This window comes from Aquitalea aquatica (assembly GCF_013911085.1).
Lineage (GTDB): Bacteria > Pseudomonadota > Gammaproteobacteria > Burkholderiales > Chromobacteriaceae > Aquitalea > Aquitalea aquatica.
This window is the reverse complement of the sequence record NZ_JACERN010000023.1, coordinates 1-14242: the sequence shown is the minus strand read 5'-3', so window position 1 is coordinate 14242 and position 14242 is coordinate 1. Positions and strand designations below refer to the sequence as shown.

The window sequence follows — 14242 nt, the reverse complement described above, 5'->3', positions numbered from 1 at the left end:
CTCAGCCCCCGGTTACAGGGGGAAAGATGGCGACTTCGTCACCATCGCGCAGTGCGCTGTCCGGGCCGGCCAGCTCCTGATTGCAGGCCACGCGGAATGTCTTGCCATGGCCCAGTTCGGTGGCCCAGCTGCCACCACGCTGGCGCAGCTCCACCAATAGTTCGGCCACGCTTGTCGCGTCGGTTTCCAGGCTTTCCTGGCCGGTGCCAAAGCTGTCTTTCAGCCGGGCAAAATACACCATGTTCAGTTTCATGACTTGTCCTCCGCTTGTGGGCTGGCCTTGCCATGCCCCAACAGCATGATCCACAGATGAAAACCCAGTCCCAGCAATGGCACCACGGCCAGCAGGACGACGAAAAACCATTCCAGGGGAGATAAGAGATCGGCCATGGCTGCAGTGTAAGCAATGGCGTGGCCTGCGCCAATGCTGCTGATGGGGGAGATGGCCATGCTGCGGTTGGCCAGCCTGGCGTGGGCAAGAAAAAACCCGCTGCAGGCAGCGGGTTGGTCGATTCAGCGGTGGTCGCTTATTTGACGATCTGCGCCAGTTGGCCCTTCAGATACAGATTGGCCATGGTGTCCAGGTTGATCGCCTTGATCTTGCTGGCCTGACCGCAGGCACCGAAGGCCTCGTAGCGGGCGATACAGATATCGCGCATGGCATCGGTGGAGGCTTTCAGGTATTTGCGCGGGTCGAACTCTTTCGGGTTCTGCGCCAGGAAGCGGCGGATGGCACCGGTGGAAGCCAGACGCAGGTCGGTGTCGATATTCACCTTGCGTACGCCGTGCTTGATGCCTTCGACGATTTCTTCTACCGGCACACCATAGGTTTCACCCAGGTCGCCGCCGAATTCATTGATGATCTGCAGCCATTCCTGCGGTACCGAAGACGAACCGTGCATCACCAGGTGGGTATTGGGGATGCGGGCGTGGATTTCCTTGATGCGGTCGATGCGCAGCACGTCGCCGGTGGGCTTCTTGCTGAACTTGTAGGCGCCGTGGCTGGTACCGATGGCAATGGCCAGGGCATCCACACCGGTGTCCTTGACGAAGCGGGCGGCTTCTTCCGGGTCGGTCAAGAGCTGGCTGTGGTCCAGCACGCCTTCAGCACCCACGCCGTCTTCTTCACCGGCCATGCCGGTTTCCAGGCTGCCCAGGCAGCCGATTTCACCTTCCACCGACACGCCGCAGGCATGGGCGAAGTTGACCACGGTGCGGGTCACATCCACGTTGTAGTCGTAGTTGGCCGGGGTCTTGCCGTCGCTCTTCAGCGAGCCGTCCATCATCACCGAGGAGAAACCCAGCTGGATGGAACGCTGGCAGATGTCCGGGCTGGTGCCATGATCCTGGTGCATCACCACCGGGATATGCGGGAATTCTTCCACGGCGGCCAGAATCATGTGGCGCAGGAAGGGGGCACCGGCGTATTTGCGGGCACCGGCCGAAGCTTGCACGATCACCGGAGCGTCGCACTTGTCGGCGGCTTCCATGATGGCGCGCATCTGTTCCAGGTTGTTGACGTTGAAAGCCGGCAGGCCGTAGCTGAATTCGGCTGCATGGTCCAGCAGCTGACGCATGGAAACGAGTGCCATGAAAATCTCCTCAGGTCGCACCGCCTGCTGGCGGCACGGGGTTTAAATCAAGGGCCGGGACCTCTTGTGGAGAGCCAGCCCGATAACAGATCCGATACGCGATGTGTGCTGCGTTAGCGCCGGGAAATGCCGGACAGCAACAGCCCGGCACCGACAAAGGCCCCGCCGGAAACCTGGTTCACCAGCTTCAGGCGACGGGCGCTATTGAGCCAGCCGGCCAGGCGGGCTCCGCCACTGGCATAGGCAAACTGCCAGGAGGCTTCGATCACGTAAAACGTGGCCGCGAGGATGGCCAGCTGTGGCCCCTGCGGCAGGTGCGCGTCCATGAATTGTGGGAACAGCGCGGTAAAAAAGATAAAGGCCTTGGGATTGCTCATCGATACCAGAAAACCGGTGCGGAACATCACCCACGGTGTGTGGACCTTGCTGCTGTCGTCGGCCACTTCCGCTACCGGCTGCGGCGTGGCGCGCCAGGTCTTGATGCCCAGATAGATCAGATAGCCGGCACCGGCGTATTTTACTATGGAAAACAGCTGTTCCGATGCGGCGAGCAATGCCCCCAGGCCGGCTGCCGAGCCCAGCATGATGATGCCCAGGCCGGTCATCAAGCCCAGGCAGGTAATGGCGGTGCGGCGCACGCCATGGTGGATGCCATGGGTCATCGCCAGCAGCATGTTGGGACCGGGCGTGGCCGAGACGAAAAACACGGTGGTGATGAACAACAGCCAGGTATTCAGTGGCATGACAGCACTCCGGCAAGGGTGGGGAGAATGGCACGGTGGCCGCACCATTCACTTGCAAGACAGGATTCGGGTGATCAGGCGGCGCGTTCGCTCAGAATGGCTACCGCCGGCAGCTCCTTGCCTTCGAGGAATTCCAGGAAAGCACCACCACCGGTGGAAATGTAGCTGATGTCGTCGGTAATGCCATATTTGGCAATGGCGGCCAGGGTATCGCCACCGCCGGCAATGGAGAAGGCCGGCGACTGGGCGATGGCCTGGGCCAGGGTCTTGGTGCCGTTGCCGAACTGGTCGAATTCGAAGACGCCAACCGGGCCGTTCCACACCACGGTGCCGGCCTTGGCGATGATGGCGGCCAGCTCTGCCGAGGAATCCGGGCCGATGTCCAGAATCATGTCCTCAGCGCTCACCTCGGCCACATTCTTGGTGGTGGCGACGGCGCTTTCGGCAAACTCGGTGGCGCACACCACGTCGCTGGGCAGCGGCACATTGCCACCACGGGCGCGAATCTTGGCGATGACCTTCTTGGCTTCATCCACCAGGTCAGCCTCGGCCAGCGATTTGCCGATGTTCTTGCCTTCGGCCAGCAGGAAGGTGTTGGCAATGCCGCCACCAACGATCAGCTGGTCCACCTTGTCGGCCAGCGATTCCAGAATGGTCAGCTTGGTGGAAACCTTGGAGCCAGCCACGATAGCCACCAGCGGACGTGCCGGAGCCAGCAGGGCCTTGCCCAGTGCGTCCAGCTCGGCCGCCAGCAGGATGCCGGCGCAGGCGGTGGGGGCAAACTGGGCCACTGCGTGGGTGGAGGCTTCGGCGCGGTGGGCGGTGCCAAAGGCATCGTTGACGAACACGTCGCACAGGCTGGCGTAGGCCTGGCCCAGCTCGGCGTTGTTCTTCTTCTCGCCCTTGTTCAGGCGCACGTTTTCCAGCATCACCACTTCACCGGCGGCCACGCTCAGGCCGGCTTGCCAGTCGGCAACCAGGCGTACCGGCTTGCCCAGCAGGGTGGACAGGCGTTCCACCACCGGAGCCAGGCTGTCTTCCGGCTTGGGTTCGCCTTCGGTCGGACGGCCCAGGTGAGTCATCAGGATGACGCCGGCACCGGCCTTCAGGCTGTGTTCGATGGACGGCAGGCTGGCGCGGATGCGGGTGTCGTCGCCGATCACGCCATTTTTCACCGGCACGTTCATGTCGACACGGATCAGCACGCGTTTGCCGGCCAGATCCAGTTCGGTCAGTTTGTTGAATTTCATCGGTGGCTCGCTTTTATCTGTTGGATGCAATTGGCGACCGCCTTCGTGGGGGAAGGCCGTACAACCGTTGTTCAGGACGGTGACAGCATCACCGCCATGGCCATTCCGGGGGAAGTGACCTGCTGCGGTGTTGTTGCTGCCAGCTACTGTACCGGGCTGCCCGCAGGCTTAACAGATACCAGATCAAGTAGTGTATTTATTACAGCAGTATGGGCTTGCGCGGCTGGTCGCAGGCTGTTAGCCGCAGCGAAAATTCTTGCTTTCACCATGGCGGATGCTGGTCGGGAACATGGCTCTACCGGCGCTTCAGCGGGTCTGACATGGTATGCCGGCAGGCCGGGCGGCGCAGGCCTGCCTGCCGGTTTCAAGCAGCACGGCCCTGTCGGGCCGGCGGATTACTTGGCTTCGAACATGGCACGAGCGGTTTTCAGCATCTGGTTGCTGAAGCCCCACTCGTTGTCGTACCAGGCCAGTACCTTCACCATATTGCCGCCAGTCACCTTGGTCAGGGTGGCGTCAAAGGTGGAGGCTTCGGTGCTGTGGTTGAAGTCGGAGGAAACCAGCGGCAGGGTGTTGAAACCCAGCACGCCCTTCATCGGGCCTTCGGCAGCAGCCTGCAGGATTTCGTTGACTTCGTCCTTGGTGGTGTCACGGCCAGACTTGAAGGTCAGGTCAACCAGCGAAACATTGATGGTAGGAACGCGCACGGCAAAGCCATCCAGCTTGCCCTTGAGTTCCGGCAGCACCAGGCCCACGGCCTTGGCGGCACCGGTCTTGGTCGGGATCATGTTTTCGGTGGCGGAACGGGCGCGGCGCAGGTCTTTGTGACGCACGTCGGTCAGCACCTGGTCGTTGGTAAAGGCGTGGATGGTGGTCATCAGGCCCTTGCTCACGCCAATGGTGTCGTTCAGTGCCTTGGCTACCGGGGCCAGGCAGTTGGTGGTGCAGGAGGCGTTGGAGACCACGGTCATGGCGCTGGTCAGCACGTCGTGGTTCACACCGTAGACGATGGTGGCGTCAACATCGTCGCCACCCGGTGCCGAGATCAGCACTTTCTTGGCGCCGGCATCCAGATGCAGCTGACACTTTTCCTTGCTGGTGAAAGCACCGGTACATTCCAGTACCAGGTCTACATCCAGCGCTTTCCACGGCAGTTCGGCCGGGTTGCGGGTGGAGAAGAAGGGAATCTTCTCGCCGTTGATCAGCAGGTTTTCTTCATCGTGGGCGATGTCTGCCGGAAAACGACCGTGCACGGTGTCGAACTTGGTCAGGTGGGCGTTGGTGGCCAGATCGCCAGTAGCGTTGACGGCAACAACCTTGAAATCGTTGTGCAGGTTGTATTCGTAAATGGCGCGCAGTACCTGTCGGCCAATACGGCCATAGCCGTTGATCGCGATGCGAATGGTCATGCTATTACTCTCCCGGAAAGTCTGGTGCCTCCCCGCGTGAGCGGGTCAGAATGGAGACACCACAAAAATAAGGCCACCCCTGCTTTGTTTTTGGATGGGGTGGCCTGTGCTTTATTTACTGGATGATGTTCTTGGTCTTGGCGACGACATTGTCGACGGTGAAGCCGAATTCCTTGAACAGTACGCCTGCCGGAGCGGATTCGCCGAAGTGGGCTATGCCGACCACATCGCCTTCCAGGCCGACATACTTGCGCCAGAAGTCAGGCACGCCGGCTTCGATGGCCAGACGCGGCAGGCCGGCCGGCAACACGCTTTGCTGCCAGGCCTTGTCCTGCTGGTCGAACACATTGGTGCAGGGCATGGATACCACGCGCACGGCGATGCCTTCGGCAGCCAAGGCTTCCTGTGCCTTGAGCGCCAGTTCGATTTCCGAACCGGTGGCAATCAGCACGGCGCGGGCATCGGCGGCATCACGCAGCACATAGCCGCCACGGCGGATGGCCGCGATCTGGCCGGCATCGCGTGCCACGAAAGGCAGGTTCTGGCGGCTGAGGATCAGGCTGCTCGGGGTGGTCTTCTGCTCGATGGCATGGGCCCAGGCCACGGCGGCTTCGGTGGTATCGCACGGACGCCAGGTGTGGTGATTGGGGATCATGCGCAGCGTGGCAACCTGCTCGACCGGCTGGTGGGTCGGGCCGTCTTCACCCAGGCCGATGGAGTCGTGGGTAAACACGAATACCGGGTTGATCTTCATCAGCGAGGCCATGCGCAGTGCATTGCGGGCGTATTCACTGAACATCAGGAAGGTGCCGCCGTAGGGGCGCAGGCCACCGTGCAGCGTCATGCCGTTCATGATGGCGGCCATGCCGAACTCGCGCACGCCATAGCTGATGTAGTTGCCGTTGCCGGCAGCATCAATCCACTTGGAACCCGTCCAGTTGGTGAGGTTGGAGCCGGTCAGGTCAGCCGAACCGCCGACGAATTCCGGCAGGCTGGGCGAGAAAGCTTCCAGTGCGATCTGGCTGGCCTTGCGGGTGGCCACGGTCTGGGCAGCGTCGACGATCTTGGCGATGGCGGCATCGCGCGCTTCGGCCCAGGCTGCCGGCAGCTCGCCCTGCATGCGGCGTGCGAATTCGGCTGCCAGTTCCGGGTAAGCGGCGCGGTAGGCGTCAAACTGCTTGTTCCATTCGATCTCGGCCAGTGCACCCTTGTCGCGGGCGCTCCAGGCAGCGTAGATGTCGGCCGGAATCTCGAACGGCGCGTGCGGCCAGCTCAGGGTTTCGCGCGCGGCGGCAATTTCGGCCGCGCCCAGCGGTGCGCCGTGCACATCGTGGGTGCCTTGCTTGTTGGGCGAGCCAAAGCCGATGGTGGTCTTGCAGCAGATCAGCGTCGGACGGTCGCCCTTCTTGGCGGTTTCGATGGCGGTGGCGATTTCCACCGGATCGTGGCCGTTGACGTTCTTGATCACCTGCCAGCCATAGGCTTCGAAGCGGGCCGGGGTATTGTCGGTGAACCAGCCTTCGACGTGGCCGTCGATGGAGATGCCGTTGTCGTCCCAGAAGGCGATCAGCTTGTTGAGGCCCCAGGTGCCGGCCAGCGAGCAGGCTTCATGGCTGATGCCTTCCATCAGGCAACCATCACCCAGGAATACCCAGGTGTTGTGATCGACCACGGTGTGGCCGTCGCGGTTGAACTGGGCGGCCAGCATTTTTTCGGCCAGCGCCATGCCCACCGCATTGGTGATGCCCTGGCCTAGCGGGCCAGTGGTGGTTTCCACGCCGGGTGCATAGCCGTATTCCGGGTGGCCCGGGGTCTTGGAGTGCAACTGGCGGAAGTTCTTGAGGTCATCAATGGACAGATCGTAGCCGGTGAGGTGCAGCAGGCTGTAGATGAGCATGGAGCCGTGCCCGTTGGAGAGCACGAAGCGGTCACGGTTGGACCAGGAAGGATTGGCGGGATTGTGCTTCAAGTGATCGCGCCACAGCACTTCGGCGATATCAGCCATGCCCATCGGGGCGCCGGGGTGACCAGATTTGGCCTTTTCCACTGCATCCATGGATAGGAAACGAATGGCGTTGGCTAGCTCGGTTCGGGTGACCATTTCGGGAAAACCTCAAAAACAGTAAAGGGGGCGGGACAGAACCGGTACGGCAGTGATTTCAGGCCTGCGCATGGCGCTGGCATGGATTAACCGCCGCTAAATCATGGAATTATCCCTGATTTTGCCGCATTGCGGCAACCTTCACGGCGCAGGTAGTACGCCAGTTTCATGCATTTTCAATGCCCCGTCCTTGTGTGACGGCATGGTGGCAGACCCACCCTGCCACTACGCCGCCGGTGTGCGGGCTTGACGCCACCCCCCCGCCTCATTGACAGTCGGCGGGTGTTTTTCACATTTCACCACCAGCCATTCAGACAGGGACAAGCATGCAGACTGATTTCTCGGCACGCGTCGATGCACGCAAAGTTGGCTATACACAGGGCTGGCGCTGGATCGTGCAGGCTTTTTATCTGGTGCGGCAGCAGCCGCTGACCTGGATGCTGCTGGCCGGCAGCTATTTGCTGATTCACTTTGCCGTGGCGGCTATTCCCCTGCTGGGCGCTCCGCTCACCTTTTTTCTGGCGCCCATCTTTGCCGCCGGTTTCGTGTTGGCGGCGCAACAGGCCGAGCAGGGAGTGGAGCTGAAAATGGCGGCGCTGTTTGCCGGTTTTCGGCTGGCGCTGCGGACCTTGCTGAATGTGGGGATGTTGTATCTGGCGCTACTACTGCTGGCGATGATGCTGCTCAGTGCGCTGATGCCCATGCTGGGCATCCATATGGCGGCCCCGCAGGCCGGGCAGGAGCTGCCACAGCTCAGCGGTCCCGTTGCCCCCTTCATGCTGCTCACTTCCGCGCTGATGTTTCTGCTCAGCCTGTGTTACTGGTTTGCGCCGGCGCTGGTGGTGCTGAACGGGCTGGGGCCGTGGCAGGCTTTGCGTGACAGCTTCCGCGCCGGTATCGCTAACTGGCCGGCGGTATTGCTGTCGGCCTTCATGCTGGCGCTGCTGCTGTTTCTGGCGCTGTTGCCGCTGGGCCTTGGGCTGCTGCTGTGGTTTCCGGTGCTGTATGTCACGGCCTATACCGGCTGGAAAGACCTGTTCGCCGTACGGCAAGCCTGAGCTGGATTAGGCGGCCAGCGTGCTGCGACGCATGTCCACATGCAGGATGCCGCCATCGTCATAGGGCGCGGACACGGCGACAAAGCCAAAGCGTTCGTACAATCCCTGGGCGGCGGTCTGGGCAGACAGCATGATGGGTGCGCCAGGATACAGGCGCAGACTGTGCGCCACGGCCTCGGCCAGCAACTGGTTGCCCAGGCCCTTGCCGCGTGCGGCGGGTTCCAGTACCACGCGGCCAATGGCGGTGGCATCCGGGTATTTGACACCGGGGGCAATCAGCCGGGCATAGCCCAGCAAGCGGCCCTGGTCGTCGCGCCCCAGCAGGTGGTGACAATGCAGGTCGATGCCGTCAACGTCACCGTAGATGGATTGTTGTTCCAGTACAAAAACACGGTCGCGCAACTGCAGCATTTCATACAGTGCGTGAGGGGTAAAACCCTCAAACGGGTGGCATTGCCACTGCAACAGGCTGGCCATAGTAGAATTGCCCTCGATAATGAATGGCGCAGTGCCCCACTCTGCCCGGCTGATGGCCGGTGTGCAGCTGGGCGGCACTGCAAATGAACAAGCTGAAACCCTATCACACAAGCAAGCCCTGCCCCATGAACAGTAACGATCTCTTTGACGAAGCGCTGCCCGCTGCCGGCATGCTGGTTCCCCCTGCGCCGCCGGCTCCACCGGCCGACGCGCTGTCGGGCGACTGCATCCCGCTGGATCTGTATGCCGAACGCGCCTATCTCGAGTACGCCATGAGCGTGGTCAAGGGCCGCGCGCTGCCGGAAGTGGCCGATGGCCAGAAGCCGGTGCAGCGGCGCATTTTGTATGCCATGCGCGATATGGGTCTGGCGCACGGTGCCAAGCCGGTGAAGTCGGCACGGGTGGTGGGTGAAATCCTGGGTAAATACCACCCGCACGGCGACAGCTCGGCCTACGAGGCGCTGGTGCGCATGGCACAGGACTTTACCCTGCGCTACCCGCTGATCGACGGCCAGGGCAACTTCGGCAGCCGCGATGGCGACGGTGCCGCCGCCATGCGTTATACCGAGGCGCGGCTGACGCCGATTGCCGAACTGTTGCTGGCGGAAATCGACATGGGCACGGTGGATTTCGTGCCCAATTACGATGGCGCATTCGAAGAACCCGCCCTGCTGCCGGCGCGCCTGCCCATGGTACTGCTCAATGGCGCTTCCGGCATTGCCGTCGGCATGGCCACGGAAATCCCGCCGCACAATCTCACCGAAGTAGCACGCGGCTGTCTGGCCTTGCTGGCGAATCCGGAGCTGACGACGCGTGAGCTGATGGACTACATCCCCGGCCCGGATTTTCCCGGTGGCGGCCAGATCATCACGCCTTTCGACGACATCCTGGCTGCTTATGAAGGTGGCCGGGGCAGCGTGCGCGTGCGGGCCAAGTGGGAAGTGGAAAAGCTGGCACGTGGCCAGTGGCGCGTCATTGTCTCCGAGCTGCCGCCTGGCTCGTCGGCACAGAAGGTGCTGGCCGAGATCGAAGAAGCTACCAATCCCAAGCTCAAGGCCGGCAAGAAGGCGCTGACGCAAGACCAGCAAAACCTCAAGAGCCTGATGTTGTCGCTGCTGGACCGCGTGCGCGACGAATCGGACAGCCAGTGCCCGGTGCGGCTGGTGTTCGAACCCAAGTCCAGCCGCCAGGACCCGGACGAATTCATCAACATCCTGCTGGCGCAAACCAGTCTGGAAGGCAATGCCTCGATGAACCTGGTGATGATCGGCCTGGATGGCCGCCCGGCGCAGAAGGGCCTCAAGGCCATTCTGTCCGAGTGGATCGATTTCCGCCGCACCACCGTCACCCGTCGTCTCAAGCACCGCCTGGGTCAGGTGGAAAAGCGTATTCATATTCTGGAAGGCCGCATGATTGCCTTCATCCATATCGATGAAGTCATCCGCGTCATCCGCGAGTCGGACGAACCCAAGCTCGACCTGATGAAGGCCTTTGGCCTGTCCGAAGCGCAAGCCGAAGATATTCTGGAAATCCGCCTGCGCCAGCTGGCGCGGCTGGAAGGTTTCAAGCTGGAGAAGGAGCTGTCCGAGCTGCGCGAAGAGCGCGAAGGCCTGCGTCATGTGCTGGATACCCCGGACGCCCTCACCCGCCTGATCCGCGACGAAATCATGGCCGACACCGCCAAGTACGGCGACAAGCGGCGCAGTGAAATCAAGGCGGCCGAGCGCGCCGTGCTGACCCAGACCATTGCCGACGAGCCGGTCACCATCATCCTGTCTCAGAAGGGCTGGATCCGCGCCCGTGTCGGCCACAATGTCGACTTGTCGGCGCTGGCCTTCAAGGATGGCGATGGCCTGCACACCGTGGTGGAAACCCGCACCGTGTGGTCGGTCATCGTGCTGGACAACAAGGGCCGCGCCTATACCATCGACCCGGCGGATGTCCCCACCGGGCGTGGCGACGGCGTGCCGGTGGCCTCGCTGGTGGACCTGCAGGACAACGCCAAGCCGGCGCAGATGATTTCCGGCAAGGACGAGGCCCGCTTCGTGGTGGCTGGCTCCGGTGGTTATGGCTTTGTCGCCAAGCTGTCCGACATGTCGGGCCGGGTCAAGGCGGGCAAGGCCTTCATGACGCTGGACGAGGGCGAAAGCGTGCTGACTCCGGTGGCGGTGGCCGCCACGGCCGATCTGGCAGCACTGCGGCTGGTGGCTGCGGCCGACAACGGCCGTCTGCTGGCCTTCCCTGCTGGTGAGCTGAAAGAAATGGCCAAGGGTCGTGGCCTGATGCTGATGGGGCTGGAGGCCGGGGAGTCGGTCACCGCGATCGGTCTGGTCAAGGGCGACAAGGCGCTGCTGGCTACAGTATCGGTACGCGGCAAGGTGGCCGACGAAAAACTGGCGCTGGCCGAATTCGACGCCAAGCGCGGCAAGAAAGGCAAGCTGATGCCGAAGAAATGGGCAGTGTCCGCCATTGCTGACCTGTCGTCAGTCGAGACTGCCTGATGCCGGAGCGCTCGCTGCCGCTGACCCCGCGCAAGGCACTGGCTTTCGTCAACGGCTTCCGCGCCCTGATGTTGCTGGTGCTGCTGTTCATGTCCATGCTGCAAGGCACGGAAGGACAGCCGCTAGTCGACGGTGGTGCGCGTTTCTATCTGTGGTCGGCAGTGTATGGCGGGCTGATCCTTTGCTGGTTTGCCCTGCGCACCGGCAAGATTGCCCACACCCTGCAGCTGTCGCTGGCCATTGCTGCCGATATCCTGATGATTGTGTTGCTGATGGGCCTGAACGGCGGGGTGAAAAGCGGCTATGGCATGCTGTTGCTGCCCTATCTGGCGGTAGCCGGACTGCTGTCTTCCGGTCGCTATGCCCTGTTCTATGCCTCTATCGCCACCGCCAGCCTGTTCGGTTATGTGGGCTACGAGCATTACCGGCACGAGGTGCTGTTTGGCAGTACTGCCGACCTGTTCCAGACCGGCTTGCTGTCACTGGCTGGCTTCGTGACCTCCATGGTCACCTACCAGCTGGCGCGGGTGGCGCGCGAGTCGGAAGAGCTGGCTTCGCGTCGTGGCGGAGAAATTGCCAACCTCAACCGCTTGAACGAACTGGTACTGCAAAGCCAGCGCGATGCTGTCATCGTGCTGGATGAAACCGGCACCGTCCGCCAGTTCAATGCCCAGGCCGTCCGTTATTTTCCTGGCATGCAGCGTGGCATCCTGCTGCCGGAGCTGGCCCCCATCGTCGAACGCTGGCGTCTGAACAGCCATTCGCCCATGCCGGTGTTTGTCGAACGCAATGTGCGGGGCCGTCAGCTGGCCGGGCGCATGGTGCCGATTCTGGCCGGCGATCTGCGTGGCGTGGTGATGTTCCTGCGTGATATGGCCGATATGGCCGAAGAAGCCAAGCGTATCAAGCTGGCCGCGCTGGGTCGGCTCACTGCCAATATCGCCCATGAAATCCGCAACCCGCTGGCGGCCATCTCGCATGCCGGCGACCTGCTGGCCGAAGGCGCGGAAGATGCCGCCACGCAAAGGCTGACCCGCATCGTGCGTGACAACGCCAGGCGTATCAACGGGCTGGTAGAAGAAGTGCTGATGCTGGGCCGGCGTGACCGGGTCAAGACCGAAACCATCAAGCTGTCGCAATTCCTGGCCGATTTTCTCGAACAATTCGGCATGGCGCAGCCGGAAGCTGCCGGGCGCATCCTCACCACCTTTCACAGCAGCAGCAGCGTGTATTTCGACCGCGGCCATCTGGGGCAGATATTGTCCAATCTGGTAGCCAATGCCTGGCGACACTCCTCGCGCGTGCATGGCGCGGTGCAAATCGAAATCAGCCAGCTGGAGTCACAAGTGCTGATTCGCGTCATCGACGATGGCCCCGGCATGAATGAGGATGCCCAATCACACCTGTTCGAGCCCTTCTTTACCACGGAAAGCAGCGGTACCGGCCTGGGGCTGTATATCGCCCGTGAACTGGCCGAGGCCAATGATGCACGGCTCGACTACATCCCACCGGGCGGTGTTTTCCGTTTAAGCTGTCATCATGCCTATGAATAAGAAAGTCTTGCGCGTGCTGGTCGTCGACGACGAACCGGATATTCGCGAACTGCTGGAGCTCACCCTCATCAAGATGGGGCTGGAAGTGGTCACTGCCGGCAATGTCGGCGAGGCCACTGCCCGGCTGGCACGCGAGCCCTTCGACCTGGTGCTCACCGACATGCGCATGCCGGATGGCGAAGGCATCGAGGTGGTGCAATTCATTGCCGACCAGTCGCTGGATATCCCCAGTGCCATCATCACCGCCTATGGCAGCACCGAAAGTGCCGTCCGTGCCATGAAAGCCGGAGCCTTTGACTATCTGTCCAAGCCCATCAGCCTGGCGCAGCTGCGCACGCTGGTGAAATCGGTATTAAAGGTAGAAGGCAATGGCAAGCCGCTCACTGTCGAACGGCTGGTGGGCGATTCGGCGGCCATGCTGGAAGTACGCCGCATGGTGGACAAACTGGCGCGCAGTCAGGCGGCTGTCTATATCAGTGGCGAATCCGGTACTGGCAAGGAGCAGGCTGCCCGGTTGGTTCACGAACACAGTGCACGTGCCGAGCGCCCCTTCGTGCCGGTCAATTGCGGCGCCATTCCGGAAAACCTGATGGAAAGCGAGTTCTTCGGCTATCGCAAGGGTGCTTTTACCGGCGCCGACAGCGAGCGCGACGGCTTCTTCCAGCAGGCCAATGGCGGCACGCTGTTTCTCGATGAAGTCGCCGACCTGCCGCTGGCCATGCAGGTCAAGCTGCTGCGTGCCATTCAGGAAAAGAAAGTACGCAAGCTGGGCAGCCCGCAAGAAGAAGCCGTCGATGTCCGCATCATCTGCGCTACCCACAAAGACCTGGCCACGCTGGTCGAGGCCGGCCAGTTCCGCCAGGACTTGTATTACCGGCTGAATGTATTGCCACTGCGCATGCCGCCGCTGCGCGAACTGCGCGACGACATTCCCCGCTTCATCGGCGCACTGCTGGATCGCTTCGCCACCGCAGACAGTCGGCCCCGGCTGACCCCGGCTGCCGTCAAGGCCATGCTGGCGTATAACTACCCCGGCAATTTCCGCGAACTGGAAAACATCCTGGAGCGTGCCATCGCCCTGGCCGGCGACGACAAGGTCGATGTACTCGACCTGCAACTGACACCCTGCTCGCAGTCCGACGATGAACAGAATGCCGAATACGCCGGCAGCGAACCATTGCAGGACTTCCTCGACCGCGTAGAGCGCGAGGCCATCCTCAAGGCGCTGGATGCCACCCGCTTCAACCGCACCCAGGCGGCCAAGCTGTTGGGCCTCACCTTCCGCTCCATGCGCTACCGCATGGATAGGCTGGGTATCAAATAGACCCGCAGCAGAAGCGTATTGCCTCTATATAGAGTTCCGCATGCAAAAAGCCCGGCCCAGCCGGGCTTTTTGCTGCCGGTGCCGGTGCGGTGCCCCCCCTTTTGCGTCAGCCAGACTGGTTTTCAGTACCCGGCGTAGCCGCTACTCCACGCATTGCTGTGCATCCGCAGCAAAGCTGTAATAAAACGCCCCTGGCATAATTGTTTTCCCCTCAGTCACTTAGCGCGCTGTGGG

At 61.9% G+C, this 14242-nt stretch carries 12 protein-coding genes; 4 read left to right on the top strand and 8 right to left on the bottom strand.

Translation table 11 applies throughout. The annotated features are described in order from the left end of the window. Position 1 precedes the first annotated feature (1 nt). From H2Z84_RS07595 to tkt, 7 genes are all read right to left on the bottom strand, one after another. Positions 2-253, bottom strand: coding sequence for a MoaD/ThiS family protein (locus tag H2Z84_RS07595; protein ID WP_181835444.1), 252 nt, complete (start codon positions 251-253; stop codon positions 2-4). Continuing rightward, positions 250-450: a hypothetical protein gene (locus tag H2Z84_RS07590; RefSeq protein ID WP_181835624.1), complete on the bottom strand. Its 201-nt coding sequence runs from the start codon at positions 448-450 to the stop codon at positions 250-252. Before H2Z84_RS07590 ends, H2Z84_RS07595 begins: the two co-directional genes overlap by 4 nt. 77 nt (positions 451-527) lie before the next feature. Continuing rightward, positions 528-1592, bottom strand: coding sequence for a class II fructose-bisphosphate aldolase (fba, locus tag H2Z84_RS07585; RefSeq protein ID WP_103525724.1), 1065 nt, complete (start codon positions 1590-1592; stop codon positions 528-530). Between the two features lie 113 nt (positions 1593-1705). Continuing rightward, a complete protein-coding gene (locus H2Z84_RS07580; RefSeq protein WP_181835443.1) occupies positions 1706-2335 on the bottom strand; it encodes a LysE family translocator in 630 nt (209 codons plus the stop codon). Between the two features lie 74 nt (positions 2336-2409). Further along, positions 2410-3585 carry a phosphoglycerate kinase gene (locus H2Z84_RS07575; protein ID WP_181835442.1) on the bottom strand — a complete coding sequence of 392 codons (1176 nt, stop codon included), beginning with the start codon at positions 3583-3585 and terminating at the stop codon, positions 2410-2412. Positions 3586-3980: 395 nt separating this feature from the next. Then, entirely contained in the window at positions 3981-4994 is a 1014-nt protein-coding gene (gene gap, locus H2Z84_RS07570) for a type I glyceraldehyde-3-phosphate dehydrogenase (protein ID WP_181835441.1), read from the bottom strand. A gap of 115 nt (positions 4995-5109) precedes the next feature. Further along, complete coding sequence (tkt, locus tag H2Z84_RS07565) at positions 5110-7095, bottom strand: transketolase (RefSeq protein WP_181835440.1); 1986 nt, start codon at positions 7093-7095, stop codon at positions 5110-5112. Between the two features lie 326 nt (positions 7096-7421). Here tkt and H2Z84_RS07560 point away from each other — a divergent pair, with 326 nt between their 5' ends. Beyond that, positions 7422-8153: a BPSS1780 family membrane protein gene (locus tag H2Z84_RS07560; protein ID WP_181835439.1), complete on the top strand. Its 732-nt coding sequence runs from the start codon at positions 7422-7424 to the stop codon at positions 8151-8153. Positions 8154-8159: 6 nt separating this feature from the next. Here the strand turns inward: H2Z84_RS07560 and H2Z84_RS07555 are convergent, their stop codons facing one another. Next, positions 8160-8630: a GNAT family N-acetyltransferase gene (locus H2Z84_RS07555; protein ID WP_181835438.1), complete on the bottom strand. Its 471-nt coding sequence runs from the start codon at positions 8628-8630 to the stop codon at positions 8160-8162. Positions 8631-8800: 170 nt separating this feature from the next. On the opposite strand from H2Z84_RS07555, the gene parC reads away from it, so the two are divergent. Genes parC through H2Z84_RS07540 form a run of 3 tightly spaced genes read left to right on the top strand, consistent with a single transcriptional unit; the run spans position 8801 to position 14008 of the window. Beyond that, entirely contained in the window at positions 8801-11131 is a 2331-nt protein-coding gene (gene parC, locus H2Z84_RS07550; RefSeq protein WP_439823299.1) for a DNA topoisomerase IV subunit A, read from the top strand. Further along, the gene (locus H2Z84_RS07545; RefSeq protein ID WP_181835436.1) at positions 11131-12684 is read left to right on the top strand and encodes a two-component system sensor histidine kinase NtrB; all 1554 of its coding nucleotides are present in this window, start codon (positions 11131-11133) and stop codon (positions 12682-12684) included. Before parC ends, H2Z84_RS07545 begins: the two co-directional genes overlap by 1 nt. Next, complete coding sequence (locus H2Z84_RS07540) at positions 12677-14008, top strand: sigma-54-dependent transcriptional regulator (protein WP_181835435.1); 1332 nt, start codon at positions 12677-12679, stop codon at positions 14006-14008. The genes H2Z84_RS07545 and H2Z84_RS07540 overlap by 8 nt, the downstream gene beginning before the upstream one ends. The last annotated feature ends 234 nt before the right edge of the window (positions 14009-14242 follow it).